Source organism: Microbacterium sp. NPDC060117, assembly GCF_042729315.1.
Taxonomy (GTDB): Bacteria; Actinomycetota; Actinomycetes; order Actinomycetales; family Microbacteriaceae; genus Microbacterium.
On sequence record NZ_JBHWXR010000001.1, the window covers coordinates 299,513 to 324,402 of the forward strand.

Sequence of the window (24,890 nt, forward strand, 5' to 3'; positions counted from 1 at the left end):
GGCCGTCACTTCGTGAGGATGACGCCCGTGAGGTCGACCGGCTTCTTCAGGAACCCGAGACCCACCATCTTGTCGTCGGGACGCTGCAGGTCCTCGTCCGTGACGGTCGCCGGCCAGACCGGGACCTTGACCTGATCGACCGAGAGCGTCGACTTCGTGTAGGCGAGGCCGGCCTTGATCGCCTCCTCGGGATGCGCGGTGGCGTACTCGTTGGACTTCGCGATCGCGCGCTGGAACGCGCTGACGACGTCCTTCTTCGAGGTCGCGGTCGCATCGCCTGTCGTCCACAGGCCCGTCGCACCGGTCTCGAAGAAGCCGATCGACGGCGCGGCGAGCTGGGGGTTCCCCGCGGAGAGCGCCTGCGCGGTGAAGGGGCTGACCAGTCCCGCCGCGTCGACGTTGCCGCTCTTCAGCGCGGCGACGGCCGAGGTGAAGTCGAGCACGACCCACTTCACACCCGTCGCGGGGTCGATGCCGTTCTTCTTGAGCTGCTCGGCGATGACCACCTCGAGCTGAGCCTTGCGGGCCGGGATCGCGATCGTCTTGCCGGCCAGCTCCTTCACGGACGTGATGCCGCTGGTCGCGCTCGCGAACAGGCCGGTGTCGTCGAACGCCGCGGGGTCCGAGGCGCTGGTCGCCGCGTCCGGGTAGCCGTCGGCGGGTGCGACGACCTTCATCTTCACGCCCTGGCTGAGTGCATTGAGCAGCGGGATGCTGGGCGAGTAGGCGATGTCGACCTGACCGCTCTGCGCAGCGGCGAGACCGGCGGGCGGGTTCGCGACGATCGAGGTCTCGACCTTGAGGCCCTCGTCGGCGAAGAACCCCTTCGCCATCCCGGTCAGCAGGCTGCCATCGGAGGTGAGGCCGATCGTGGCGACCTTGACCGTGGTGAGATCGCCCTTCTTCCCCGGTTCGGTGCTTCCGGAAGAGGACGAGCAGCCGGCGAGGGCGGCGGCCGCGCCGACGGCGACGACCGCGGCGGCGACACGGAGTGCGCGCGTGATGTGCATGTGTGCTTCCTGTCAGAACGAGGGATGGGATCTCGGAGCGGAGGCGTCGCTGCGGTGCGACTTCATCGTCTTTAATCACCACTTGGTCACTTAAATATCCAGCAAGGAGATAGTGTTGTCAAGATGTTTCGGAATCTTACGTGTCCAAGTGGCCGCGAAAGATGGGGCGGCTCTCCGTCTCCGCTCCCCCTAGGATCATCAGCATCGGAGGAGGACTGACGTGCCCAAGATCGTTGACCACGACGAACGGCGGGACCACATCGCGGATGCGGCCACCAAGGTGATCGCCAGGGAGGGCTTCGAACGGCTCACGATGCGCCAGATCGCTGCCGAGGCCGGCTACACCCACGGCGCGATCGCCCGCTACTTCCCCACCAAGGAGAGTCTGCTCACGGCGTCCTTCGTCCGCCTCCATGTGCAGGCCAACGGCCGGATCCTCACCGAGGTCGCGGGCAAGCGCGGCCTCGACGCCCTCGAGCAGATGTGCCGCGAGATCCTCCCCTTCGGAGACCTCGGTCCCAAGTACGCCCGCGTCGTCATCGCCTTCTGGGACCACGCCTCGCAGGACACGAGGGTCACCCAGATCCACCGCGAGAACAACCAGCGCTGGCGGGACCAGTTCCGCCGCTTCCTCGTCGAGGCGCGCGAGGACGGCGAGCTCGCCGACCACGTCGACATCGACACGGCGGTCGGCGAGGTCGCCTCGCGCAACGCCGGCTGGCAGATGGTGTCGGTGCTGCTGCCCGAGGTCGCCGGAGACGAGCGCATCGAGGCGGGGCTGCAGGCCCTGCTCGCGGAGCTGCGCGGCCAGGCCCGCTGACGAGCCCGGCCGCACACGCTCCTAGTCCGCGTCTTCGAGCAGGAACCGCACGCCGCGCTCGCCGATCACGGCGGCCGGGGCGTTCGTGTTGCCCGTGGTGATCGTCGGCATGACCGAGGCATCGATCACGCGGAGCCCCGCGACGCCGTTCACGCACAGGCGCGGATCCACGACAGCATCCGGATCCGATCCCATCCGGCACGTCCCGACCTGGTGGTGGTAGGTGATCGCGGTGCGGCGCACCCAGTCCTCGACGTCGGCGTCCGGCACCTCCGCTCCGGGGTAGGCCTCGATCGCGCCCCACTCCCCCGCGAGGGCGGGCCGGGCGCCGATCCGGCGCGCCTGGCGCACGGACGCGGCGAGCGCGGCCACGTCGCGGTCGTCTTCCAGAGCCGCGAGGTCGATGAGGAGCGGGTCCTCGACGCCGGGGCCCGACAGGCGCAGCGCGCCGCGGCTGTGCGGCGTCACCAGCCCCGCCATGAGCGTGAAGCCGTCGCCCGGCCCGTGCGCGCCGGGCCGCGGCTCGAGCTCACCCCACATCGGCACCGAGAAGTGGATCGGCTGGGTGTCGGGCTCGGCGAGGTCGTCGCGCGACCGCCAGAACAGGTGCGTCTGCGTCACCGAGACACCCGGCTGCGGCGCGCCCACGGGCTGCGCGGTCGTGAAGATCACCGGGGACAGCAGGTGGTCGTGCAGGTTCGCGCCGACCGCCGGGACGTCGCGGAGCACCTCGATGCCGAGGGCCTCGAGGTCCGCGCGCGGGCCGATGCCGCTGCGCAGCAGGATCGCGGGGCTGCCCAGTGCGCCGGCGGCGAGGATCACCTCATCCGCACGAAGCTCGGATCCGTCGCTCAGCCGCACGCCCGCGGCAACGCCGTCCTCGACGATTACGGTCGCGACCTCCGCGTCGGTGACGATGCGCAGGTTCGGGGCGTCCTCGACGGGACGCACATACGCCATCCACGTGTTGACGCGCTGGCCGTCGCGCATCGTGACCTGCTCCTGCGAGACGCCGTCGAGCGTGCCGCCGTTGTAGTCGGGGTTGTGCTCCAGCCCCTCCTCGACGGCGGCGTCGATGATCGACTGCTGGATCGGCACGAGCGGGTAGTCGTCCGTCACCGGCAGCAGGTCGTTCTCGATCGCCTCGTACACGGGCAGCACGTCGGACCACCCCCAGCCGGTGGCGCCGGAGCGCTCCCAGCCGTCGAAGTCGCTCGCCGCGCAGCGCACCCAGATCATCGCGTTCAGCGCATGGGATCCGCCGGTCACCTTCCCGCGCGGCAGGTGCAGCCGGCGCCCGGCCGCATGGTCCTGCGGCACCGTGAAGTAGTCCCAGTCCTCGGCGGCGTGCCAGAGTTCGCCCGCACGGGACGGGTCGTGGATTGCGGGGTTGGTGTCGTACCCGCCGGCCTCGATGAGCGTCACGTCGTACCCCGCGTCCACGAGACGCCGGGTGACGATGCTCCCCGAGGTGCCGGCTCCGACGACGATCGCGGAGCGGGCCATGGTCTAGGCCTTCCGGCCGGGGCCGGAGACGACCTGCGGCACGGCGACGGACTTGAGGCCCGCCACGCCGAACTCGAGGCCGTAGCCCGAGCTCTTCACCCCGCCGAACGGCACCATCGGGTGCAGCCCGCCGTGCGAGTTGATCCACACCGTGCCGGACTGCATCCGGGTCGCGGCTTCGCGGGCCGCCTCAGGGTCGCTCGACCACACCGAGGCGCCGAGGCCCACATCGACCGCGTTGGCGAGCGCGAACGCCTCGTCGACGTCGGAGTAGCGGATGATCGGCAGCGCCGGCCCGAACTGCTCCTCCTGCACGAGCGCGGCGTCGTTGTCGATGTCCGCCACGATTGTCGGCCGGTAGAACAGCTCGCCGAGCTCGGGGGCCGCCTCGCCGCCCGTCACGATGCGGGCGCCGCGCGCCTTCGCGTCCTCGACGAGGCGCGACACGATGTCGAACTGCTGCTTGTTCTGCAGCGGGCCCAGCACGTTGTTCTCGTCCAGGCCGTTGCCGATCGGCACGTTCGCGGCGATGCCGGCGAGCGCGTCGACCACCTGGTCGTACAGCGAGTCGTGCACGTAGAGCCGCTTCATGGCCGCACAGGTCTGCCCGGTGTTGATGAACGCACCCCAGAACAGGTCTTCGGCGATCGCAGACGGATCCGTCCCGGGCAGCACGATGCCGGCGTCGTTGCCGCCGAGCTCGAGCGTGAGCCGGGCGAGGTTGCCTGCCGAGCTCTCGATGATCTTGCGGCCGGTGGCCGTGGAACCGGTGAACATGATCTTGTCGATGTCGGGATGCGACGCGATCCGCGCGCCGACCTCGCGGTCGCCGGAGATCCCGATGAGCACGTCGGCCGGCAGCACCTCGTTCATGACCGCCAGCATCGCCAGCACGCTCAGGGGGGTGTACTCGCTCGGCTTGGCGACCACCGTGTTGCCCATCCGCAGGGACGGTCCGATCTGCCAGATGGTGATCATGAGCGGCCAGTTCCACGGGCCGATGGCGCCGACCACGCCGGCGGGCTTGTAGACGAGCTCGGCATGCAGGCTCTCGTCGTCCACGAGCACCTCGGGCTCGAGCACGGTGGTCGCGTTCGTGCGCAGCCACGCCGAGCACGCGCCCAGCTCGAACCGCGCGTTCGGGCCGTTCAGCGGCTTGCCCTGCTCACGGGAGAGCAGCTGGGCGAGCGCCTCCGCGTTCGCGTCGATCGCATCGGCCGCCGCGAGCAGCAGCTCGCTCCGCTTCGCGTGACCGAGCGCCTCCCACGCGGGCTGCGCGGCCTTGGCGCGGGCGATCGCGTCGTCGAGATCGGCGACGGTCTGCACGGGTGCGCGGCCGATGATCTCGCGCGTGGCGGCATCGGGGATGTCGCGGCCGGAGCCCTCGGGCGCCTGGATGCGGTCGAGCAGCGCGGACACAGCGGACGTGTCGGTCATCGGTCTCTCCTTCGAGTGTGCGGACGACGGTCGATGCTCCCATTGTCGTCGGGTGCCGGCGAGGAGGGTTGTCGCCGAGCGCGCCGGACATGTCATTGCGCGAAGGGATCCGGATCCGCCTTGCGAGAACGGCCTCCGCGGTTGCGGTCCCGGCCCGCGGGACGGACATCGACATGGACCGGCTCTCGTCGTTCCGGCCGGAGGATCCTGACCCCTAGAATCTGCGCATGACGAGCAGCATCGAGGTCTCCGGCGCCGATGGCGAATCGATCGTGTACGACGGCGCGACCGTGACGAAGTTCAAGCACCAGGGCAAGCTCGAGACCGCCCGCAACCCGGCGTCCACCTACCGCGAGATCCGCATCAAGGAGCGCACCTCGCTGTTCGGCAAGCCGCGCGATCCGCGCGAGTTCGAGGTGCTGCTGGCCATGTCGTCGATCATGTCGCTGACGGTCGACGAGGCGGGTAGGAGCGAGATCGAGCGGCTCGCCGCCGTGCTGGACGAGCAGCGCTCCGGCGGCTGACCGGCGCCCGCCGCTCAGTTCCGCGCGGACGCCTCCGCACGCACGACGCGCTCGGCGTCCCACGGCCCGTGGTCGGCGCCGGCGGTGCGCAGGAACACGATGATCCAGCTGAAGATCAGCACCGCGGCGATGAGCTCGACCGCGGTGAGGTTGTAGTAGCCGGTCGCGAAGAACACGCCGAGCAGCGCGATCACCAGCACGTACACCCAGCCGAGCGCGACGAACACGCGCGAGATCCGGCGCAGGAACCACGGCAGCCCGATCACGACCGCGGCGAAGCACACCGCCATGCCGGTCGCCACGGTGTTGTGCAGCAGGAAGAAGCGATCGACGGGGAAGATCCCGACGCAGGCGAGCAGGATCCCGATCAGGATGAGCGCCACGCGCACGATCGTGCGCCCCCGCTCGTCCCTCGGCTCCGGCACGGGGAGCGCAGCCGTGGCGTAGCGGGCGATCGTGGTGACCATCACGCCCGCGACGATGAGGGTGCCGTTGAAGGCGGGCGACGACGCGTTGCTCGACATCCCCAGCGCGGAGAGGTTGTCGCGCCACCAGTGCGGATCCGTCGCCTCGAGCATCGCGGTGAGGGCGCCGATCACGAGGAAGATCGCGAGGATCAGCGAGATCGAGGTGGGGCTCAGCGCGATCGCACTGAGGTAGCAGACGTAGGCGGTGAGGGCGAGCGCGACGGCGACGAGCACGGCGCCCGGGAACGGGAAGACCGGGGCGTCGCGGAAGCCCGCCTCGAGCAGAGCCGCGAGTCCGAACAGCGCGAGCAGCGCGACCGCGCCGTGGGCGAGCGCGATCGCGGTCAACTCGTACCAGCGCAGCTTCTGCCCGGGGGTCGTGAAGCCGTCGTTCGCGGCGTTCGGATCCTGCTTCTCGGGCGCCTCGGCCCCTTCCATGCGCAGTCCGATACGCCCGGCGGAGAAGCCCAGCACGGCCACGGCGGCGCCGCCGATGGCGGCGACCGCGCCGACGGACCACGGGCCGGTGATCGAGAGGGTGCGATGCCAGAAGATCACGAAGGCCACGAGGAAGCCGACCACCAGCGCGACCGCCCCGGTGAGCAGCGCGTCGGTCTCGCGCATCTGGCGCAGCGTCGCCGAGGCGCGCGCGACCCGCAGTCGCTGAATCAGTCGCTCCCACTCGGCTCGCATCCGGCTGCCCTCCCTCGTCAGGTCCAGCCTATGGCCGGCGCTCTCGCTGCTCGCGGAGCGTGCGGCGGAGCCGCCACTACCCTGGAAGCATGACCCAGACTTTCCGCGCCCGCGCCGCCCTGCTCGACATGGACGGCACGCTCGTCGACTCGACCGCGGTCGTGGAGCGGCTGTGGCTGGCCTGGGCTGAGCCGCACGACCTCGACCCGGACTTCGTGCTCAGCGTGGTGCACGGACGCCAGGGGCATCAGAGCATGGCGATCATGCTGCCGGACCGTCCGCACGAGGAGAACCTCGCCGAGAACCGCGTGATGCTCGCCGCCGAGAGCGGAGACGTGGACGGCGTCATCGAGATCCCGGGCGCCGCCGCGTTCCTGAAGGCCCTCGCGCCCTTCCCGCATGCGATCGTCACCTCGGCCGACGACCGGCTCATGCGCGTACGCATGGGTGCCGCCGAGCTCGATGTGCCGACGGGCCCGGTGACCGCCGAGCACGTGAGCGCTTCCAAGCCGGATCCGGAGGGTTTCCTGATCGGCGCGACCCGGCTCGGCGTGGATCCGGCGGACTGCATCGTCTTCGAGGATTCCGGAGCCGGAATACAGGCCGCCCGGGCGGCGGGGATGCGCGTGATCGGCGTCGGCACCGGGTCCGCGGCGCACTCCCCGGACGCGGTCGTCGCCGACCTGACGCACGTCACGGTGACGGTGGACGGCGACGGGTTCGTGCTCACGCTCGACTGACGCCGCGCGCGGTCGAACCGCGCGTGCGAAGTACGCTCGCGGTGCGCCGCGGCGTGTCCGGCGTGCGCCCCGCGATGAGCTCCTCCAGCGCGTCCAGGAGGGCGATGCCGGTCTCCCGCGGCGTCATCCCGATCGCCGTGATCGCCGGACGCGCCGCGCGCGCGTGCGCCGAGTCGGATCCGGTCGCGATCATGACCTGCCCCGGCACCGCGATGCCCGCGTCGAGCAGCGCCTGCTCCGCGCCGGCCGCGTGCCTGCCCGTCATGCAGACGAGCGCGTCGGGCAGGCCTTCGGCCAGCACGCGCGCCGCGATCTCGGCGCCGCCGTCCAGCCCCGTGCGTTCGGGCTGCGCGAGCAGTCTGGGCGTCACGCCGTGCTCCGCGCACCACGTCGTGTAGGCCTCGATGCTGTCCAGATTCCACGAGTTCGGATCCGTTCCGTGCGCGAGCACGATCGAGCGCGCTCCCGCCTTCCCGAGGTGGTCGAGCAGCCGCCGCATCGCCGCGGCGTCATCCTCCGAGATCCAGTCGACGAAGTCGGGGCGGCCTGGCACGCTGCCCTGTGCGACGCAGGGGATGCCGCGGCGCTCGAGCAGCGCCACCACGGCGTCGTCACGATGCGGATTGGAGACGATGTACCCGTCGAGCGAGAACGCCAGCGGCGGGATCGGAGTCCGCGTGAGGTCGGGCACGAGCACGACGCTGAGCCCCCGTGCGAGCGCCTGCGCGGACAGCTCCCCGGCGAAGCGCATGAACACGTCGACGCCGCTCGGGCGGTAGTCCGCGAGCGCATCGAGCGAGCGGAACACGAGTCCGATCGCCCCGATCGACGAGCTGCGCAGCCCGCGCGCCATGGCGTCCGCCTGGTAGCCCATCTCCTCGGCCACGCGCACGACCCGTTCGCGCGTGGCCTCCGACAGCGTGCCCTTGCCGTTCAGCGCGTGCGACACGGCGGTGATCGAGACCCCGGCGCGACGGGCCACGTCGCGGATCGTGATGCCGTGCCCCTGGACCATGCTCGGATGCTACGCGAACCGGATCCGTCCCGCCGATTCCGCCTCGGATCGCGCCTGCGCGGTATCCGTCGCCTGATCCGTCGGAGTGGCTGCGGCGAGGATTCCGCATCACCGTCTTGCATAAAACGTTTTACGTTCCTAACGTGCTTTCCACAGCACCCGTACGAGGCCAAGGACGGCCCGTCGCACCGCACAGCATGGACATTGGAGACCGATGCGGCTTCTCACGCTCACCAGCAGCAGCACCGACCCGCGCGAGCGGGGCCGGTCGATCGGGCGCGCCCATCCCGAGGCGGTGCGCCGCAGTGCCGCGCTGTACCGCGCACACTTCGCCGACCTCGGGATCGACCTCGACCTCGCCGACGAGATCGCGCGACGCAGCCACGATCTGCTGCGGCAGTGGCACGCCCCCCTCGCCGAGGAATCGGATGCGATGGCGGATGCGGCCGGCGTGGACCGTCTCCTCGTCGCCGCCATCGGCGCGCGCACCGAGATCCTCGCGGCCGCCGAGCCGCAGCGCGAGGGCGAGTGCTCCACCGCGGTGCACGTGCCCTCGACGGGCAGCGCCGAGACCATCCAGACCTGGGACTGGCACGCGACACTCGTGCCCTTCGGGCTGCTGCTCGACTACGCCCCCGCCGCAGGCCGGCGCGCCAAGCTGTTCACCGAGTTCGGCACCGCGGCGAAGATCGGCGTGAACAGCGCAGGCCTCGGCCTGCACTTCAACATCCTCAGCCATCGCGAGGACGCCGCGACCGGCGGCGTGCCGGTGCACGCGATCGCACGCCGCATCATCGACGAGGCAGACACCGTGGCCGACGCGATCGCCCTGGCCGCCTCGGCGACGGTGAGCGCCTCCACCGTGTTCACCGTGACCGAGCGCGGCACGGCGGACCGCGCGCCGCAGGCCGCTTCGGTCGAGGTCTCCCCCGCCGGCGTCGCCGTCGTGCGCCCGGGGGACGACGGCTGGCTGCTGCACACCAACCACTTCCTCGATCACGGACTCTCGTCGGGCGACACGATGCCGGCCGACTCGACCACGGCCGAGCGCTACTCGCACCTGGCCGCGATGAAGGCCGGCATGACCGGCCTCGACCCGCTCGGACGCGCCGCCGCGATGTGCGGCGACGACGGCGAGGGCGCCGCCGTGTGCATGCGTCCCGAGCTCGACAAGCCCTCCCATGAGCAGTGGGAGACGCTCCTCACCATCGGCATCGACGCCGCATCGACCCATCTCGACGTCTACCCCGGCACCCCCGCCGACGCCGCTCGTCACGGCATGACCCGCTTCTAGACCCCATCCTCAAGGACGATCATGGCCTCTCTCGACACCCGAGCCCTCGCGCAGCACGCCGCGACGGCGGTGCGCACCTTCTTCATCTCCGGCTTCGGCACGGCGCTGGAGTTCTACGACTTCATCATCTACGGCTTCGCGGCGGCGCTCGTCTTCCCGGCGCTCTTCTTCCCCTCGGTCGACCACCTCACCGGCACCCTGATCGCATTCGCGGCGTTCGGCGTGGGCTTCGTCGCCCGGCCGCTCGGCGGCATCGTGATCGGCCACTTCGGCGACCGCGTCGGGCGCAAGTCGATGCTGGTGCTGACGCTGCTCGTGATGGGCTCGAGCACCTTCCTCATCGGCTGCCTGCCGACCTACGGCGCTGTGGGTGCACTCGCCCCGATCCTGCTGGTCGCACTGCGCCTCATCCAGGGGTTCGCCGCCGGTGGCGAGTGGGGCGGCGCGTCGCTCTTCGGCATCGAGAACGCGCCCGAGAATCGTCGCGGCCTGTGGGGCAGCTTCACCAGCACCGGCATCGGCATCGGCTCGCTGCTGGGCACGCTGGTGTTCCTCGCGATCTCGATCTTCCCGGAGGCGCAGTTGCTGGCCTGGGGCTGGCGGATCCCGTTCTGGCTCGGCGGCGCGCTCGTGGTCGTCGGCCTCATCGCCCGCCTGCGCATGCCGCAGGAGACGATCGCCGCAGGGAAGGCGCCGAAGGTGCCGCTGTTCGCCGCGATCCGTCAGCACCCGCGCGCGATCCTGCTCGCGATCGGCGTCTCGTTCGGCTACAACACGATCGCTTACATCGGATCCATCTTCACCATCACCTACGCCGAGCAGATCGGCTACACCTCGACCGAGTCTCTCGTGCTGCAGCTGGTCGGATCCGCCGCGTTCATGGTCGCGGTGCCCTTCCTGGGCCTGCTGTCCGACCGGATCGGCCGCAAGAAGCTCGTCGGCTGGGGAGCGCTCGTCTACGGCGCGTTCTTCTTCGCGTTCTTCCCGATGGCGGAGGGGCACGTCATGTTCCTCGTGGTGCTCGGCTACATCGGCGTGAACGTCTTCATGGCGATGCCGCAGAGCACGATCCCCGCCTTCCTCGGCGAGCAGTTCTCGAAGGAGTCGCGCTACTCGGCGATCTCCGTGACCTATCAGACCGGCGCCGCGATCGGCGGCGGCACCGCGGCGACCGTCGCCACCGCCATGTTCATCGCATTCGGCGGCAATCCGATCGGAGTGGGACTGTACTCGGCGGCCGCGTGCGTGATCGTCGCGCTCTGCGCACTGGGTCTGCGCGAGACCTACCGCACCCCCACCGCCGAACTGGGCGCGCCCGTCGCCCGCACCACCGCGGCGTCCGAGAAGGTCGTGCTCACCACGGCGTGAACGCTGGCCCCGCACACGCGGCCCCGGATCCTGCTCCCTGGGATCCGGGGCCGCGTTCGTCGCCGTGCGGGTCCCCGCCGGGTTCGTCGCCGGACCGGATCATTCCGTTCGACGCTCGTGCCACGCGACACTCGTGCCGCGTCAGGCGAGCGCGGCGGTGACGGCGGCGCGCGCCTCGGCGGCGGTCGCCGATCCGAGCGCCGCCGCCGCGGCCCGCCCGCAGTCCTCCGCCGTCACCGTGCGCAGCTTCGCCGACACCCGGGCGAGGGATCGCGCCGTCATCGACAGGCTCGTGACGCCCAGCCCGATCAGCACGGGTGCCAGAGCCGGATCGCCGCCGGCCTCGCCGCAGACGCCCACGGGCTTGCCCGCGGCGCGTCCCGCCGCGCCCACCGTTCCGATGAGACGCAGCACGGCGGGCTGCCACGGGTCGTTGAGCGCGCCGAGCGGTGCCGACAGGCGGTCAGCGGCCATCGTGTACTGGGTGAGGTCGTTGGTGCCCAGGCTCACGAAGTCGACCACGGCGAGCATCTCCGCGGCCAGGAGCGCGGCGGCGGGGGTCTCGATCATGATGCCCGCCCGCGCGATCCCCGCGGCCCGGCAGGCTGCGGCGAAGTCGCGGGCCTCGTCGACCGTCGCGACCATCGGCGCCATCACCTCCAGCTGCGCGCTCTCGGCCGCGCCTGCCGCGGCGATCGCCGCGAGCTGGTGCCTGAGGAGGGCGGGATGCGCGACGGCGACGCGCAGGCCGCGCACGCCCAGGGCCGGGTTCTCCTCGTCCGTCGCCGTCGCGAACGGGAGCGGTTTGTCGGATCCGGCGTCGAGTGTGCGCACGACGACCCTGCGCCCCGCGAACGGTGCGAGCACGCCGCGGTAGGCGGTGACCTGCTCGGCGATCGTGGGCTCCGCAGTCCGGTCGAGGAAGCAGAACTCGGTGCGGAACAGGCCGATGCCCTGCGCGCGGGCGTCGGCCGCGGCGACCGCATCAGTCGCGCCGCCGACGTTGGCGAGCAGCGGAATCGCGGTGCCGTCGGCGAGCGCACCGGCGCCGTCGAACGCGGGGATCTCCTCGGCTGCGGTGCTCTGCTCATCCGCGGGCGGGTCGAGCTGCACGGTCCCCGCTCCGCCGTCCACGAGCACGACGGTCCCCGCCGTGATGCCGGTCGCATCCGCGACCCCGACGACCGCGGGGATGCCGAGCGCACGGGCGAGGATCGCCGTGTGCGAGGTCGGCCCGCCCTCCTCGGTGACGAGCCCGACGCACGCGCTGCGGCCCAGCGTCGCCGTCTCGGCCGGCGCGAGGTCCCGCGCGACGAGCACGAACGGGTCCGCCCGGTCCGGGATCCCCGGAAGCTCCTGTCCGGTCAGCCGGGCCACGATGCGGTCGCGGACGCTGCGCACATCGACCGCACGCTCCGCCATCCGCCCGCCCAGGCCCTGCAGCACCTGTTCCTGGGCTGCCGCCTCGTCCCAGACCGCACGGGCGGCCGACACCCCGTCCGCGCGCACTCGGGCGGCCGCCCCCGCGGCGAAATCGGGGTCGGCGGCCAGCAGGGCGGTCGCCTCGAGGATCTGGGCGACCTCGCCCTCGGCAAGGGCCGCGCTCTCGCGGAGTGCGGCGACGACCTCCGCCGCAGCGGGTGCGACCCGCTCGGCCTCGGCGTCGCGATCGGCGGCGGGCACCGCCTCGGCGGCGGCAGGCTCGGCGATCACCGTGCCCAGTCGGGCGACCGGGGCGATCGCGCGCCCCGGGCTCACCCCGAGGCCGCGCAGGGTCGAGCCGGGCTCCGGGGCCGCCCCAACCGGGGCAGTCGGGCGAGCGCCCTGCGTCGGCTCCGCGCCGGATCGGTCCCTGAGCGGGGAGCGAGGCGACGGGACGAAGGGCGTCTCGGTCGCGCTGTGCACGTCCTCGCTCGACGTCCCCGCTGACGAGGCATCGACCGGCGCTCCGTCCATCTCGCCGAAGCCGTCCTCGAACAGCGCGGCCACGCGCTCCACGGCAGCAGGATCACCCGACAGCTGCACCTCATCGCCGGGGCGGGCGCCGAAGGCGAGCAGTCGCATCATGCTCGAGGCGGGAACGGGATCCCCGTCCGGCAGGCGCCGCAGCCGCAGCTCCGCCCCGGCGGCGGCCTGCGCGATCATCGCGGCGGGCCGCGCATGCACCCCGGCGGGGTTGCGCACGACGACCGTGCGCAACCCCTCCCCCGGCCGCGAGACCGCAGACACCGGCACGCTCTCCTCGAGCACGGGGCCCCCCGACCCGACCGGAGCCTGCGGCTCGTCCGACAGCTGCGCCGACTTCGCGATCAGCGCGCCGTTCGCCTCCGCGGCGACCTCCTCCAGCGACGCCCCCTGCGCCGCGGTCACGGTGGCCGCGAGGAGCCCCTCCACGAAGGGCGCCGACGCGAGCCGCACCGGAACATCGCTCGCGCGCAGCTCCAGAGCGAACTCGGCGCTCATCACCGCGGATCCGAGATCCATCAGCACGAGCACCCCGTCGCATGACGCGGCGAGTCCGTCGATCGCCGCCGCCACCCGCGTCGCGTCCGTGCCGAGAATCGGGGCGCCATCGACGTCGGCCCCGGCGCCCGCGGCGAGCGCGATCCGCGCCGCCCCGCCCGGCACCATCTGCGCGGCGAGCTCCTGGGCGGCCTCGGCGAGGCGCAGGCTGTGCGAGACCGCGACGATCCCGGTGGTGCTCATCGTTCCGGCCCCTGTTTCCCGCGGGCGTCCGCACCCATGCGACGGATCCGTCAGCCCGTGACGGCCGCGGCGAGCGTCTCGAACAGCAGCGTCGCCGACGCGGATCCGGGATCCATGTGTCCGGCGCTGCGCTCCCCGAGGTAGCTGGCCCTGCCCTTGCGCGCGACGAGGTCGATCGTGGCATCGCGGCCGGCTGCCGCGGCCAGGGCGGCGGCAGCGGTCGCCTCCGCCGCGGATCCTCCGTCGGAGAGGGTCGCGTCCATCGCGTCGATCGCCGGAGCCACCGCATCGAAGAGGGTCTTGTCCCCGGCCTCCGCCTTGCCCCGCGCGACGATGCCTTCCAGCCCCGCGCGCAGGCCCGCGGCCAGCGCCGACGGCTCCACCTCCGTCACGGCTCCCAGCGTCGCGCCGATGCGCAGGAAGAACGTGCCGTACAGCGGACCGCTCGCGCCGCCCACGGTCGACACCAGCGTCATGCCGACGGCTTTGAACAGCTCGTCCGCCGTCGCGGGTGCAGCCTGGTCGATCTTCTCGACGACCGCGGTCATTCCGCGGGCCATGTTGGCGCCGTGGTCGGCGTCGCCGATCGCGGAGTCGAGCTCGGTCAGCCAGTCGCGCTGCGTCACCACGGCGTCACGGAAGCGGTGCAGCCAGTCGACGAGGACGGCGAGCGGGATGGTGTTCGACATGCAGGTGTTCTCCTTCGAGCGGGTCAGGCGCCCCAGCGCAGGCCGGGGGTGACGACGGGCGCGTCCCACAGACGGATGAGCTCGTCGTCCGCCTTGAGCACGGTGACCGAGCAGCCGGCCATGTCCAACGAGGTGATGTAGTTGCCGACGAGGTTGCGGGCGACCGTCACGCCGGCCTTCTCCAGCAGCGCCGCGACCTCGCCGTACATGAGGTAGAGCTCGATGAGCGGCGACGCCCCCATGCCGTTGAGCATCACGATCGCCGGGGATCCGGTGAAGTCCATGTCTGCGAGGATCGGCTCGACGAGCTGCGCCGCGATGTCCTTCGCGGGAGCGAGCGGAACGCGGTGCCGACCGGGCTCGCCGTGGATGCCGATGCCGATCTCCATCTGGTCGTCGGGCAGGTCGAAGGTGGGCTTGCCCGCAGCCGGCACGGTGCAGCTGGTCAACGCCATGCCCATGGATCGACCCTGGCCGTTCACGCGCGCAGCGAGTTCGGCCACGGCGGCGAGGTTCGCCCCCTCCTCGGCCGCCGCGCCCACGATCTTCTCGAGCAGCACCGTGAGACCGACGCCGCGTCGGCCCGCGGTGTAGAGCGAGTCCTGCACCGCCACGTCGTCGTCCACCACGACGGAGCGAACCTCGATGCCGTCCATGGCGGCGAGCTCGGCCCCCATCTCGAAGTTCATCACGTCGCCGGTGTAGTTCTTCACGATGTGCAGCACGCCCGCGCCACGGTCGATCGCCTTCGTCGCGACCTGCATCTGGTCCGGCGTGGGCGAGGTGAACACCTCTCCGGCGCAGGCCGCGTCGAGCATGCCCGTGCCGACGAATCCGCCGTGCAGCGGCTCGTGACCGGATCCGCCGCCGCTCAGCAGCCCGACCTTGCCCTCCGCCTTGCGATCCCGGCGCAGGATCACGCGGTTCGCCAGGTCGACGTCGAGCTCCGGATGCGAGAGCGCGAGCCCGCGCAGCGACTCCGCGAGCACGTCCTCCGGGGCGTTGATGAGCTTCTTCATCCTGCGACCTCCTCGTTGCAGTTCCACCAGCACCGACGTCGTCCGACCGGCACTCCACGACGGCGCGGATCCCGGGTGGATCCGCCTTCCAAGGCGTGCCACGACGCAGAGGACGCGACCTCTTGCATCGCGGGCGACAGCACTCCAGAATCGGAATACTTTTCGTTAATGTCGAATATGCGTGGAGGATCTCGGATTGTCAAGGGATCCGGATCCGCAGTCATCCCGAGCCACCGTCGAGGAGGGAGCCGCACCGATGATCCAGGCGATCGATCGCGCCGCGAAGGTGCTGGAGCTGCTGCAGGGCTCGCGCCACCTCGGCATCACGGATCTCGCGACCGCACTGCAGCTGCCGCCGTCGACCGTGCACGGCATCGTGTCATCCCTGCGCGAGCACGGCCTCGTGGCCAAGGAGCGCGGCGGGCAGCGCTACATGCTGGGCCCGACGCTGCTGAAGCTCAGCAGCGTCTACCTCGACTCGCTCGATGTGCGGGCACGCTCGATGCGCTGGACCCAGGAGCTCGCGCGCCGCACCGGCATGGCCGTGCGCCTCGGCGCCCCGCACTTCTCCGAGGTGCTGGTGATCCACCATGCGCTGCGGCCCGACGACAGCCCTCAGATGCTGGAGACCGGGGCGGCGCTGCCGGCCCACGCCTCAGCCATGGGCAAGGTGCTGCTCGCCTATGACCTCGGCTTCCAGCGGGCGGTGTTCGCCGACCCGCTGCCGCCGCTGACTGGTGACACCGTCACGGATCCGGCGACCCTGGAGGCAGCGCTCCCCGCGATCGCCGAGCACGGCTACGCGACGGAGGTCGACGAAGCCGTCCTGGGCGAGTCGTCACTGGCCTCCCCCGTCGCCGACTCCCGTGGGGACATCGTCGCGGCGGTCGCCGTCGTCTACCCCACGGCCGACGGTCCCGCGCCCGATGCCGTTCTGCACGCGCTGCGCGACACCGCCCGCAACATCTCCCGCGAGCTCGGCTCCTCGACCTGGCCTCCGCGCGTCGCCCCCGCCGACGACTGACCCGCAGCGCGGGAGCCCTGACCCGCCGAGCCACCCCCTTCACAACGAACCACCCCTCTCGACGCAGCGCGAGAAGGGGTGGTTCGCGAGCAAGGGGGTGGCTCGACGCTCGACCGGACCACGGTGCGACGTCGGCACACCGCGTCGGCGAAGTGTCAGGCGGTGGGCGGCAGACCCAGGTCCTCCTCGCGGACCGTGCCGTTGGCCGACCACGGGAAGTCGATCCAGCGATCGGTGTCCTTCCACGCGTAGTCGGGCTGGATGATCGTGGTGGGCTTGGTGTAGATCGTGACCGATCGCACCGCCGCGCCCTTGCTCTTGAGCAGCTCGACGGCCAGGGCGAGCGTGCGCCCGGAATCGGCGACGTCGTCGACGAGCAGCACGCGGCGCCCGTTCAGATACTCCATGTCGAGCGCCGGCGGCAGCACCTCGGGGGCGTCCAGCACGGTGCCGATGCCGGTGTAGAACTCGACGTTGATCGCGCCGCAGTTCTTCGCACCGAGACCATACGCGATGGCCCCGGCCGGCAGCAGCCCGCCGCGTGCGATCGCGACGACCACCTCGGTCTCGAACCCCGACTCGAGGATCCTGCGGGCCAGATCCCGCGTCGCCTCTCCGAAACCGTCCCAGGTGAGCACTTCGCGCTCGATCACCGCATCCGTCATGGATCCATTCTGCCGTGCGGCAGCGCCGGTCGGGAACGCGAAAGCGGTCAGTTCCGGCCGAAGTCCTCGAAGATCAGCGTGGTGCGCGTGGAGCGGACCGCGGAGATCGCCTGGATGTCCTCGAGCACGATCCGGCGCAGATCGCGGGCGTCACTCGCGCGCACGAGCAGGATCACGTCGAAGTCCCCGCCCACGAGCGCCATGTGCTCGACCTCGGGGATCCGCTGCAACTGCTCCTGCACCTCCTGCCACGCCGGCTGCTCGAGCGCCAGCATGACGTAGGCCGAGGCGTGGTGGCCGAGCAGCACCGGATCCGTGCGCACCGTGTATCCGGTGATCACGCCGGCGTCGGTCAGCCTCTTGATGCGCGCATGCGCACCCGCACGCGAGATGTGCACCGCCTCCGCGATCGCCGTCATCGACACGCGCGCGTCGCGGCGCAGCTCATCGAGGATCGCCCGGTCGATGTCATCCAGCTCGGCCATCCGTGCACCCTTCCGTCCGCGATCCACTGACACTCTGCATCATTGTGGCGCACTCAGCACGCAATCGTCCAGATTCGTGTGGATCCTGTTGGACGACTGCATTTCCCGCCGCACACTGGAGGCATCACGTTCGGCAAGGAAGGCGGACCCGATGCAGCAGACCATGCCTGCCACGAGCCACGCGCACGACACGGATCCCCGCGATCTGCTCCCCCGCGACGAGCCCGTGCAGCTCATCGACGAGACCGGATCCGCGCACGTCGACGAGGACTATCCGATGCCCGCGGACGACGTGCTCGACAGGGCGTACCGCGGCCTCGTCGAGGGGCGCCGCATCAACGACCAGGCGAACGCGCTGGTCCGCCAGGGGCGCCTCGCGGTGTATCCCTCCTCGCACGGCCAGGAGGCCTGCCAGATCGCGGCATCCCTCGTGCTCGGCGCACACGACTGGCTGTTCCCGACCTACCGCGATTCCGTCTCGGTGATCGCCCGCGGCGTCTCCCCCGCCGACGCCATGGTGCTGCTGAAGGGCGACTGGCACTCCGGATACGACCCCCACGAGCACGGGGTGGCCCCGCAGACCACGCCGCTGGCGACGCAGCTGCTGCACGCCGTCGGCTTCGCACAGGCCGCGAAGCACCGCGGCGAGGACACCGTGGTGCTGGCGATGTGCGGAGACGGATCCACGAGCGAGGGCGATTTCCACGAGGCGCTGAACTTCGCCGCCGTGTTCCACGTGCCCGTCGTCTTCTTCGTGCAGAACAACGAGTTCGCGATCTCGGTGCCGCTGAGCCGGCAGACCGCGGCCCCCTCCCTCGCGCACAAGGCGGTCGGCTACGGCATGCCCGGTCAGCGCGTGGACGGCAATGACGTCGCCGCCCTCCTCGCCGTGCTCGGCGAGGCCGTCGATCGAGCCCGCGCCGGAGGAGGCCCGACCCTCGTCGAGGCGCACACCTACCGGATGCAGGCCCACACGAATGCCGACGACGACACCCGCTACCGCGAGCGCGCCGAGGTGCAGGCCTGGGTTGAGAGGGACCCGCTGACCCGCCTGCGCACGCACCTCACCGCACGAGGCCGGCTCGACGAGGCCCGCGAGCAGGAGCTCGCCGAGGGCGCCGAGACCATCGCGGCGGCCCTCCGCGACGCCCTGAACGCGGACGCCGAGCTCGACCCCGAGGATCTGTTCCGCTTCGTGCGCAGCACCCGTTCTCCGCAGCTGGAGGAGCAATGGCACCAGCTGCGCGACGAGCTGGAGCGGGCCGGATCCATCGCCGAAGGAGGCACCCGATGACCATCGCGCACGAGGACGTCCGCATGGACGCCGCAGACCCCCACGACCAGTCGGTTCCGACGGTGCAGACCATGACGATGGCGGCGGCGCTCAACCGCGCCCTCGCCGACGCGATCGAGGCCGACCCCGACGTCGTCGTCTTCGGCGAGGACGTCGGCGCGCTCGGCGGTGTCTTCCGGATCACCGACGGCCTCACCGAGCGCTACGGCGAGGACCGCTGCTTCGACACCCCGCTCGCGGAGTCCGGCATCATCGGCACCGCCGTAGGCATGGCCATGAACGGCATGCGCCCCGTGGTGGAGATGCAGTTCGACGCCTTCGCGCTTCCGGCGTTCGAGCAGGTCGTCAGCCACGTCGCCAAGCTCGGCAACCGCACCCGCGGCGCGATGCGCATGCCGATGGTCATCCGCATCCCCACGGGCGGCGGCATCGGCGGCGTCGAACACCACTGCGACTCGTCCGAGGCGTACTACGCGCACACCCCCGGGCTGATCGTGGTGTGTCCCTCGACCCCGCAGGACGCATACTCCCTGCTGCGCGCGGCGATCGCGTCGCCGGACCCGGTCGTCTTCCTCGAGCCGAAGAAGCTCTACTGGAGCAAGGGCGAGGTCGACACCTCGATCGTCGCCGAGATCGGATCCGCCCGGATCGCCCGCGAGGGCACGGACGTCACCCTCATCTCCTACGGGTCCTCGGTGGCGATCTGCCTCGAGGCCGCAGAGATCGCGGCCGCCGAAGGACGCAGTGTGCAGGTCATCGACGTGCGCACGCTGACGCCGATCGACGATGCCTCCCTCACCGCGGCGGTGCGCGCGACCGGACGCGCCGTGGTCGTCGCCGAGGCGCCGGGCTTCGCGAGCGTCGCCAGCGAGATCCAGTCGCGGGTGTTCGAGCGCTGCTTCGAGTTCCTCGAGGCGCCCGTGCGCAAGGTGACCGGCTTCGACACGCCCTTCGCTCCGCCGAAGTTCGAGCACTGGTATCTTCCCGACGCCGACCGCGTGCTCGACGCGATCGACACTCTGCACTGGCTCGATGAGCACGGAGAAGAAGCATGACCACCGCGACGACGAAGGTGTTCCGCCTGCCCGACCTGGGCGAGGGCCTGACCGAGGCGGGCCTGGTGCAGTGGCTCGTGCAGGTCGGCGACACCATCCGCACCGACCAGCCCATCGCCGAGGTCGAGACCGCCAAGAGCGTGGTCGAACTGCCGTCGCCGTACGCCGGCGTGGTGCTCGCGCTGCACGGCGAGCCCGGCGAGACGATCGACGTGGGCGCACCGGTGCTCGAGGTCGCGGATCCGGATGCTCCCGCGGTGCCGGCCACCGGGGCGCCGGGGGCCGGCGGGGAGGTCGAGAAGGAGGCCTACCGCGCCGAGGAGCGTGCCGGATCCGGATCCGGCAACGTGCTGATCGGCTACGGCACCAGCGAGCGCGCGGGGTCGGGACGACGCCGCGCGCGCCGCACGGCGGGGCCCGTGCGCGGAGACGGCTCCCCCGCGGGGCGTCCGAGCTCCACATCGGACCGGTTCCTGAGCGAGCGCAGCGAGACCAAGGACGCCCCCGCCGCGGGGATCCGCCCCGTGGCGGTGCGCTCCCCCCTCGTCCGCCGCCTCGCGCGCGATCTCGGTGTCGACGTGCGGCGTCTCAGTCCCACGGGATCCGACGGCGCGGTCACCCGGGCCGACGTGCTGCGCGCGGCCGTGGACCAGGCCGTCGACGGCATCTCGCTGCATGAACTCGCGGCACCCGCCGGGCGGGAGCGCGCGGCGGCGGCCGATGTCGACGCGAGCGGATCCGGCGAGACCGTCGACGGTCTCGCCGTCGCCTCCCGCGAGCGCATGTCGCCGCTGCGCAAGGCGGTGAGCGCCAAGCTCACCCGCAGCCGGTCGGAGATCCCCGAGGCCACGGTGTGGGTCGACGTCGACGTCACCGAGCTCTGGACGCTCCGTGCCGCCATGGCGCCGGAAGGCGGCAGGGCACCGTCGCTCACGGCCCTCGTGGCACGGTTCGTGCTGATCGCCCTCGCCGAGCACCCGCTGCTGGCATCGCGGCTCAGCGACGACGCGAGCGAGATCCTCTCCTTCGACGGTGTGAACCTCGGTGTCGCCGCCGACACCGACCGCGGACTCATGGTGCCGGTGATCCCACGCGCGCACGAGCTCAACGTCGACGAACTGGATGCGGCGCTGCGCGAGCTCGCCGCGACCGCCCGGGCCGGATCCATGCCGCCCGAGCGCCTGCGCGGCTCGACGTTCACGCTGAACAACTACGGCGGCCTGGGCGTGGACGGATCCGCCGCGATCATCAACCACCCCGACGTCGCGATCCTCGGCATCGGCCGGATGATCGAGCGGCCGTGGGTCGTCGACGGCGCGATCGTGGCGCGGCGCATCGCGCAGCTCTCCCTCGTGTTCGACCACCGGGTGTGCGACGGCGGATACGCGGCCTCGTTCCTGCGCCGGGTGATGGAGCTGCTGGAGCACCCGGCCCGCGCCTTCGGCCGGGTGCGCTGACCTGCGCACGCTGCCGCTCGCGCCCGGTTTGGGGCGCAATCATCCCGTTTTGGTGTGATTCGCAGCCGTAAATGGCGGTGAATTCGCAGCGCTCTTTGGCGTGGTGTTGAACGTAAGCGGATCCGTCTGCCCCCCTTGGCGGTGCACATCCCTGACACGGCGCCCGTTGGAGTGAGAGCCGATGCTCGGCTGATACGGTTCGTGCGTGCCAGAGTTTCGGGAGCATGCTTCGTTGGCGGGAATGTGGGATGGCTCTCACCTGGCGCCGGCACCCGAGGCGGTTTCGGCCACCGCCACAGTCTGGTTTCCGCTACCACTAGATGATGCCCTTCCAGATGCTCCGCCGATTTGGGAAGGGCTGCGCGCTACTCCCGTCGCCGCCGACGAATACGTCGTGCACGCATGCCCGGCGCTGATTGCGCGAGTGGCTTTCGGCGATCGCGTTCAAGTGATGACTTCTGGCGAAGGGGCTCTGGTCGTGACCGCCGTCGTCGCGACAGGTGGGTACGCCAGCGCGAGGCTGTGGTTCGCGGACGGCGGCGAGTCTTGGCAGAAGTCAACAGAACTCCTCGCACAGGCTGGCTGCATCGTCGACGTGTACTCAGACCACCTGGTCGGCATTTCCTGGCCCACCCAATCCAGCGCGCTGGCCATCCTCGACCGACTCGAAGCGCAAGGCACACTTCAATACGCCACCGCATGAAGCTGGCGTCGAAGCGAGCGCACGCTACGCGATCCGCGATCGGGCAATCCTTGGGAGATGATGTTGTCATGCTCGCCGAGGAGATCCAATGTCGGGGAGAGGCGCTAATCGCGACCCAGCTTCAATACGCGCTCTTGAGTTGTGCGAGACCAAGCTCGGGCACACGCTTCCTGATCAATTGCGGCAACTGTTCACGGTGAGCTGACGAGGAAGGGCGTCGCGCTCAGTCTCGGCGGTTCTGTCTATGACCTGAACGACCCTGTGGGCCGGCTGCTGTTCAACGTGCTCGGCATGGTGGCCGGGTTCGAGTCCGACCTGATCCGGGCTCGCACTCGCGAGGGCATGCAGATCGCCAAGGCTGCAGGCAAGCTCCGCGGGAAACAGCCGCCCCTGAGCGACACGAAACGCAAGCACCTGCGACCTCGCCACGGCAGGAACTTACACACAGGCCCGGCTGGCCGAGCTGTTCGACGTCGCCCGCACGACCATCTACCGCGAACTACGGCGCATCCAACCCGAGAACTGAACGCGACAAAGAGCGCTGCGGAAACCCGCCATTTATCGCTGCGAGTTACACCGTTTTGGGGCGCACCTCTTCTGTTTGGGGCGCGTCCCGCCGCCGGATCCCGGGGTGACGCGCCCCAAAACGCACGAACACGCCCCAAAACGCACGGGTGCGCCCCAACCCGGAGGACAAGCCAGAGAACACACGGTCGGCACGGCGTTCACCCGCGCAGCGCGAGCACGAACGGGAGCACGTCGGTCGCTCCGGCACGGCGGAGGGACCGTGCGGCGACCGTGAGCGTCCACCGGCTGTCGGCCTGATCGTCCACGAGCAGCACCGGGCCGGCAGGAACGGCGAGAGCGTCAGGCGAGAAGCGGTCCCAGACGCCCGCGAGGCGGAAGGCGCTGTTCCCCCCTGGACCGCCCGCGGGCCCGCCTCCGACCAAGGCGAGTTCGCCCAGGTACGGCAGCCGACCGATCTCGGCGAGGCTCTGCGCGAGCGATCCGACGAGCAGCGGTCGGGTGCGCGACGGCACCGAGACGACCGCGACCGGGCGCTCGGCCCAGCCCCAGCCGGCGAGCACCCGCACACACGCGTCGCGCAGCCGATCGGGAACCGGCCCGTCGGGGGCGCCTGCCGCGAAGAGCTCGCGCAGCGCACCGCCCCAGCCGAGGTCGGTGAGACGTGCGAGAGCACGCCCCTCCCCCGCCTGCTCCTCCGCAGCGATGCGTCCCTTCACCGCGACACCGAGCCGGTCGGCGCCCGTCGGCCACGCCCGCCGGGGCTCGATCGGCACCCCGACGCGGTCGAGCGACGCCGAAGCCGCGGCGCTCGCCTCCGTGCCGATCTCGGTCGGGTACCAGACTCCCGCGCAGTTGTCGCACCGGCCGCACGGCACGGCGGTGTCGTCGTCGAGGGTGCGCTGCAGGAACTCCATGCGGCAGCCGGATCCCTGCTCGTACTCCACCATGTGCTGCTGCTCCGCCCGGCGCTCCGCCGCGATCCGGTCGTACCGTTCGGCGTCGTACACCCACGGCTCACCCGTGGCGACCCATCCGCCCTGCACGCGGCGCACCGCGCCGTCGACGTCGAGCACCTTGAGCAGCAGCTCGAGCGGTGTGCGCCGGATGTCGACCATCGCCTCGAGCACCGGGGTCGACACCGGCGCGTCCCCCAGGGCCGCGATGACGCGCTCCGCCCGCTCCCGATCCGGCATCGAGGCCGTCGCGAAGTAGTGCCAGATGTCGCGGTCCTCGACACCCGGCAGCAGCAGCACATCGGCGCTCTCGCTCGCGCGCCCCGCGCGACCCACCTGCTGGTAGTACGCGACCGGCGAGGACGGCGCGCCCAGATGCAGCACGAAGCCGAGATCCGGCTTGTCGAATCCCATCCCGAGCGCGCTCGTCGCGACCAGCGCCTTCACCTCGTTGCGCTTGAGCATCGCCTCTGACTCGGCGCGCTCGTCCGGGTCGGTCTGACCCGTGTAGGCGCGGACCTCATGCCCGCGATCACGCAGCAGGCGCGCCGTGTCGACAGCCGCCGCGACCGTCAGCGTGTAGATGATGCCGGATCCGGGCAGCTCGTCCAGATGGCTGAGCAGCCAGGCCAGCCGGCTGGGCGCATCGGGCAGGCGCAGCACTCCGAGCCGCAGCGAGGAGCGGGCGAGAGGACCCCGGATCGTGAGCACCTCGGATCCGCCCCCGACCTCCGCGGCGCCGAGCTGCTCGGCGACATCGGCCACCACCCGGCTGTTCGCGGTCGCGGTCGTGGCGAGCACGGGGACGTCGGCGGGCATCTGCGCGATGAGCTCGCGCAGCCGCCGATAGTCCGGGCGGAAGTCGTGCCCCCAGTCGCTGATGCAGTGCGCCTCGTCGACGACGAGCATGCCGATCCGGCGCACGAGGGCGGGCAGCTGCTGCTCGCGGAACGAGGGGTTGTTGAGCCGCTCCGGAGACACCAGGAGCACGTCGACCTCGTCGCGGTCCAGCTGCGCGAGCACGTCGGCCCACTCGTGCGCGTTCGTCGAGTTGATCGCGACCGCACGTACGCCGGCGCGTGCGGCCGCGGCGATCTGGTCGCGCATGAGCGCCAGCAACGGCGAGACCAGCACGGTGGGACCGGCGCCCTCCTGCCGGAGCAGCAGGGTCGCGACGAAGTAGACGGCCGACTTTCCCCACCCGGTCCGCTGCACGACCAACGCCCGCCGTCGCTCGGCGACCAGCGCCTCGATCGTCTCGTACTGCCCGTCGTGGAACTCGGCGTCGGGCCGACCGACCAGGGCCCGCAGGGCGGTGAGGGCGGCCGCGTGCGTCTCGGGTGAAGCACCGTGCTGCGTCATGCCCCCAGCCTGCCGCACTCCTCCGACATGCGCTCGGCCGTCCTCCCCTCCACGCGGCTACGCTCGGACGATGAGC

General features: G+C 71.2%; 21 protein-coding genes and 1 pseudogene. 11 read left to right on the forward strand and 11 right to left on the reverse strand.

Annotated elements, in window-relative coordinates:
* Nucleotides 1-5: 5 nt before the first annotated feature.
* Nucleotides 6-1,010, reverse strand: a complete 1,005-nt coding sequence (locus tag ACFWCK_RS01325) for an ABC transporter substrate-binding protein (protein ID WP_233312546.1) — start codon at nt 1,008-1,010, stop codon at nt 6-8.
* 220 nt (nt 1,011-1,230) lie between these two features.
* Here ACFWCK_RS01325 and ACFWCK_RS01330 point away from each other — a divergent pair, with 220 nt between their 5' ends.
* A complete protein-coding gene (locus ACFWCK_RS01330; protein ID WP_378804186.1) occupies nt 1,231-1,830 on the forward strand; it encodes a TetR/AcrR family transcriptional regulator in 600 nt (199 codons plus the stop codon).
* 21 nt (nt 1,831-1,851) lie between these two features.
* Here the strand turns inward: ACFWCK_RS01330 and ACFWCK_RS01335 are convergent, their stop codons facing one another.
* Both ACFWCK_RS01335 and ACFWCK_RS01340 read right to left on the reverse strand, forming a co-directional pair.
* Nucleotides 1,852-3,336 (reverse strand): GMC family oxidoreductase, encoded by a 1,485-nt coding sequence (locus ACFWCK_RS01335; RefSeq protein ID WP_378804187.1) that lies wholly within the window; start codon nt 3,334-3,336, stop codon nt 1,852-1,854.
* 3 nt (nt 3,337-3,339) lie between these two features.
* A complete protein-coding gene (locus ACFWCK_RS01340; protein WP_378804188.1) occupies nt 3,340-4,773 on the reverse strand; it encodes an aldehyde dehydrogenase family protein in 1,434 nt (477 codons plus the stop codon).
* Between the two features lie 227 nt (nt 4,774-5,000).
* Between ACFWCK_RS01340 and ACFWCK_RS01345 the strand changes: the two genes are divergently transcribed.
* Nucleotides 5,001-5,297: a hypothetical protein gene (locus ACFWCK_RS01345; RefSeq protein WP_233312542.1), complete on the forward strand. Its 297-nt coding sequence runs from the start codon at nt 5,001-5,003 to the stop codon at nt 5,295-5,297.
* Nucleotides 5,298-5,311: 14 nt separating this feature from the next.
* Here the strand turns inward: ACFWCK_RS01345 and ACFWCK_RS01350 are convergent, their stop codons facing one another.
* A complete protein-coding gene (locus ACFWCK_RS01350) occupies nt 5,312-6,388 on the reverse strand; it encodes a DUF998 domain-containing protein (protein WP_378804189.1) in 1,077 nt (358 codons plus the stop codon).
* 158 nt (nt 6,389-6,546) lie between these two features.
* On the opposite strand from ACFWCK_RS01350, the gene ACFWCK_RS01355 reads away from it, so the two are divergent.
* Nucleotides 6,547-7,197, forward strand: coding sequence for an HAD-IA family hydrolase (locus ACFWCK_RS01355; protein WP_378804190.1), 651 nt, complete (start codon nt 6,547-6,549; stop codon nt 7,195-7,197).
* On the opposite strand, the gene ACFWCK_RS01360 is transcribed toward ACFWCK_RS01355, so the two are convergent.
* A complete protein-coding gene (locus ACFWCK_RS01360) occupies nt 7,184-8,212 on the reverse strand; it encodes a LacI family DNA-binding transcriptional regulator (protein ID WP_378804191.1) in 1,029 nt (342 codons plus the stop codon). The genes ACFWCK_RS01355 and ACFWCK_RS01360 overlap by 14 nt on opposite strands.
* A 214-nt stretch (nt 8,213-8,426) precedes the next feature.
* Here ACFWCK_RS01360 and ACFWCK_RS01365 point away from each other — a divergent pair, with 214 nt between their 5' ends.
* Both ACFWCK_RS01365 and ACFWCK_RS01370 read left to right on the forward strand, forming a co-directional pair.
* Nucleotides 8,427-9,506: a C45 family autoproteolytic acyltransferase/hydolase gene (locus tag ACFWCK_RS01365; protein ID WP_378804192.1), complete on the forward strand. Its 1,080-nt coding sequence runs from the start codon at nt 8,427-8,429 to the stop codon at nt 9,504-9,506.
* Between the two features lie 21 nt (nt 9,507-9,527).
* Nucleotides 9,528-10,874 (forward strand): MFS transporter, encoded by a 1,347-nt coding sequence (locus ACFWCK_RS01370; RefSeq protein WP_378804193.1) that lies wholly within the window; start codon nt 9,528-9,530, stop codon nt 10,872-10,874.
* 141 nt (nt 10,875-11,015) lie between these two features.
* Here the strand turns inward: ACFWCK_RS01370 and ptsP are convergent, their stop codons facing one another.
* From ptsP to dhaK, 3 genes are read right to left on the reverse strand one after another with little or no spacing between them, the layout of a single operon-like run.
* Nucleotides 11,016-13,580, reverse strand: a complete 2,565-nt coding sequence (ptsP, locus tag ACFWCK_RS01375) for a phosphoenolpyruvate--protein phosphotransferase (RefSeq protein WP_378804194.1) — start codon at nt 13,578-13,580, stop codon at nt 11,016-11,018.
* A gap of 50 nt (nt 13,581-13,630) precedes the next feature.
* Nucleotides 13,631-14,269: a dihydroxyacetone kinase subunit DhaL gene (gene dhaL, locus ACFWCK_RS01380; protein ID WP_378804195.1), complete on the reverse strand. Its 639-nt coding sequence runs from the start codon at nt 14,267-14,269 to the stop codon at nt 13,631-13,633.
* A 23-nt stretch (nt 14,270-14,292) separates the two neighbouring features.
* On the reverse strand, nt 14,293-15,288 hold the full coding sequence (gene dhaK / locus ACFWCK_RS01385; protein WP_378804196.1) for a dihydroxyacetone kinase subunit DhaK: 996 nt from the start codon (nt 15,286-15,288) through the stop codon (nt 14,293-14,295).
* A 256-nt stretch (nt 15,289-15,544) separates the two neighbouring features.
* Between dhaK and ACFWCK_RS01390 the strand changes: the two genes are divergently transcribed.
* The gene (locus ACFWCK_RS01390; protein WP_378804197.1) at nt 15,545-16,312 is read left to right on the forward strand and encodes an IclR family transcriptional regulator; all 768 of its coding nucleotides are present in this window, start codon (nt 15,545-15,547) and stop codon (nt 16,310-16,312) included.
* 155 nt (nt 16,313-16,467) lie between these two features.
* On the opposite strand, the gene ACFWCK_RS01395 is transcribed toward ACFWCK_RS01390, so the two are convergent.
* Both ACFWCK_RS01395 and ACFWCK_RS01400 read right to left on the reverse strand, forming a co-directional pair.
* Complete coding sequence (locus tag ACFWCK_RS01395; protein ID WP_233312533.1) at nt 16,468-16,977, reverse strand: phosphoribosyltransferase; 510 nt, start codon at nt 16,975-16,977, stop codon at nt 16,468-16,470.
* Between the two features lie 47 nt (nt 16,978-17,024).
* Nucleotides 17,025-17,462 carry an Lrp/AsnC family transcriptional regulator gene (locus ACFWCK_RS01400; protein ID WP_233312532.1) on the reverse strand — a complete coding sequence of 146 codons (438 nt, stop codon included), beginning with the start codon at nt 17,460-17,462 and terminating at the stop codon, nt 17,025-17,027.
* A gap of 151 nt (nt 17,463-17,613) precedes the next feature.
* Between ACFWCK_RS01400 and ACFWCK_RS01405 the strand changes: the two genes are divergently transcribed.
* The 5 genes and pseudogenes from ACFWCK_RS01405 to ACFWCK_RS01425 all read left to right on the forward strand — a co-directional run.
* Nucleotides 17,614-18,756, forward strand: a complete 1,143-nt coding sequence (locus ACFWCK_RS01405) for a thiamine pyrophosphate-dependent enzyme (RefSeq protein ID WP_378804198.1) — start codon at nt 17,614-17,616, stop codon at nt 18,754-18,756.
* Entirely contained in the window at nt 18,753-19,811 is a 1,059-nt protein-coding gene (locus tag ACFWCK_RS01410) for an alpha-ketoacid dehydrogenase subunit beta (RefSeq protein WP_378804199.1), read from the forward strand. Before ACFWCK_RS01405 ends, ACFWCK_RS01410 begins: the two co-directional genes overlap by 4 nt.
* Complete coding sequence (locus tag ACFWCK_RS01415) at nt 19,808-21,268, forward strand: dihydrolipoamide acetyltransferase family protein (protein ID WP_378804200.1); 1,461 nt, start codon at nt 19,808-19,810, stop codon at nt 21,266-21,268. The genes ACFWCK_RS01410 and ACFWCK_RS01415 overlap by 4 nt, the downstream gene beginning before the upstream one ends.
* Before the next feature lie 205 nt (nt 21,269-21,473).
* On the forward strand, nt 21,474-21,971 hold the full coding sequence (locus ACFWCK_RS01420; RefSeq protein WP_378804201.1) for a DUF4265 domain-containing protein: 498 nt from the start codon (nt 21,474-21,476) through the stop codon (nt 21,969-21,971).
* Between the two features lie 195 nt (nt 21,972-22,166).
* Nucleotides 22,167-22,497, forward strand: a pseudogene (locus ACFWCK_RS01425) (recombinase family protein); the annotation flags it as partial.
* A 199-nt stretch (nt 22,498-22,696) separates the two neighbouring features.
* Here ACFWCK_RS01425 and ACFWCK_RS01430 read toward each other — a convergent pair.
* Complete coding sequence (locus tag ACFWCK_RS01430; RefSeq protein ID WP_378804202.1) at nt 22,697-24,814, reverse strand: RecQ family ATP-dependent DNA helicase; 2,118 nt, start codon at nt 24,812-24,814, stop codon at nt 22,697-22,699.
* Nucleotides 24,815-24,890: the final 76 nt, after the last annotated feature.

What these genes read in the sequence shown, in the direction of transcription:
- ACFWCK_RS01395 (WP_233312533.1), bottom strand. Translation starts at nt 16,977, where the DNA reads ATGACGGATGCGGTGATCGAGCGCGAAGTGCTCACCTGGGACGGTTTC.
- ACFWCK_RS01345 (WP_233312542.1), top strand. Translation starts at nt 5,001, where the DNA reads ATGACGAGCAGCATCGAGGTCTCCGGCGCCGATGGCGAATCGATCGTG.
- ACFWCK_RS01360 (WP_378804191.1), bottom strand. Translation starts at nt 8,212, where the DNA reads ATGGTCCAGGGGCACGGCATCACGATCCGCGACGTGGCCCGTCGCGCC.
- ACFWCK_RS01355 (WP_378804190.1), top strand. Translation starts at nt 6,547, where the DNA reads ATGACCCAGACTTTCCGCGCCCGCGCCGCCCTGCTCGACATGGACGGC.
- ACFWCK_RS01405 (WP_378804198.1), top strand. Translation starts at nt 17,614, where the DNA reads ATGCAGCAGACCATGCCTGCCACGAGCCACGCGCACGACACGGATCCC.
- ACFWCK_RS01325 (WP_233312546.1), bottom strand. Translation starts at nt 1,010, where the DNA reads ATGCACATCACGCGCGCACTCCGTGTCGCCGCCGCGGTCGTCGCCGTC.
- ACFWCK_RS01400 (WP_233312532.1), bottom strand. Translation starts at nt 17,462, where the DNA reads ATGGCCGAGCTGGATGACATCGACCGGGCGATCCTCGATGAGCTGCGC.
- dhaK (WP_378804196.1), bottom strand. Translation starts at nt 15,288, where the DNA reads ATGAAGAAGCTCATCAACGCCCCGGAGGACGTGCTCGCGGAGTCGCTG.
- ACFWCK_RS01390 (WP_378804197.1), top strand. Translation starts at nt 15,545, where the DNA reads ATGATCCAGGCGATCGATCGCGCCGCGAAGGTGCTGGAGCTGCTGCAG.
- ACFWCK_RS01370 (WP_378804193.1), top strand. Translation starts at nt 9,528, where the DNA reads ATGGCCTCTCTCGACACCCGAGCCCTCGCGCAGCACGCCGCGACGGCG.
- ACFWCK_RS01340 (WP_378804188.1), bottom strand. Translation starts at nt 4,773, where the DNA reads ATGACCGACACGTCCGCTGTGTCCGCGCTGCTCGACCGCATCCAGGCG.
- ACFWCK_RS01410 (WP_378804199.1), top strand. Translation starts at nt 18,753, where the DNA reads ATGACCATCGCGCACGAGGACGTCCGCATGGACGCCGCAGACCCCCAC.
- ACFWCK_RS01335 (WP_378804187.1), bottom strand. Translation starts at nt 3,336, where the DNA reads ATGGCCCGCTCCGCGATCGTCGTCGGAGCCGGCACCTCGGGGAGCATC.
- ptsP (WP_378804194.1), bottom strand. Translation starts at nt 13,580, where the DNA reads ATGAGCACCACCGGGATCGTCGCGGTCTCGCACAGCCTGCGCCTCGCC.
- dhaL (WP_378804195.1), bottom strand. Translation starts at nt 14,269, where the DNA reads ATGTCGAACACCATCCCGCTCGCCGTCCTCGTCGACTGGCTGCACCGC.
- ACFWCK_RS01415 (WP_378804200.1), top strand. Translation starts at nt 19,808, where the DNA reads ATGACCACCGCGACGACGAAGGTGTTCCGCCTGCCCGACCTGGGCGAG.
- ACFWCK_RS01365 (WP_378804192.1), top strand. Translation starts at nt 8,427, where the DNA reads ATGCGGCTTCTCACGCTCACCAGCAGCAGCACCGACCCGCGCGAGCGG.
- ACFWCK_RS01430 (WP_378804202.1), bottom strand. Translation starts at nt 24,814, where the DNA reads ATGACGCAGCACGGTGCTTCACCCGAGACGCACGCGGCCGCCCTCACC.
- ACFWCK_RS01350 (WP_378804189.1), bottom strand. Translation starts at nt 6,388, where the DNA reads ATGCGCGAGACCGACGCGCTGCTCACCGGGGCGGTCGCGCTGGTGGTC.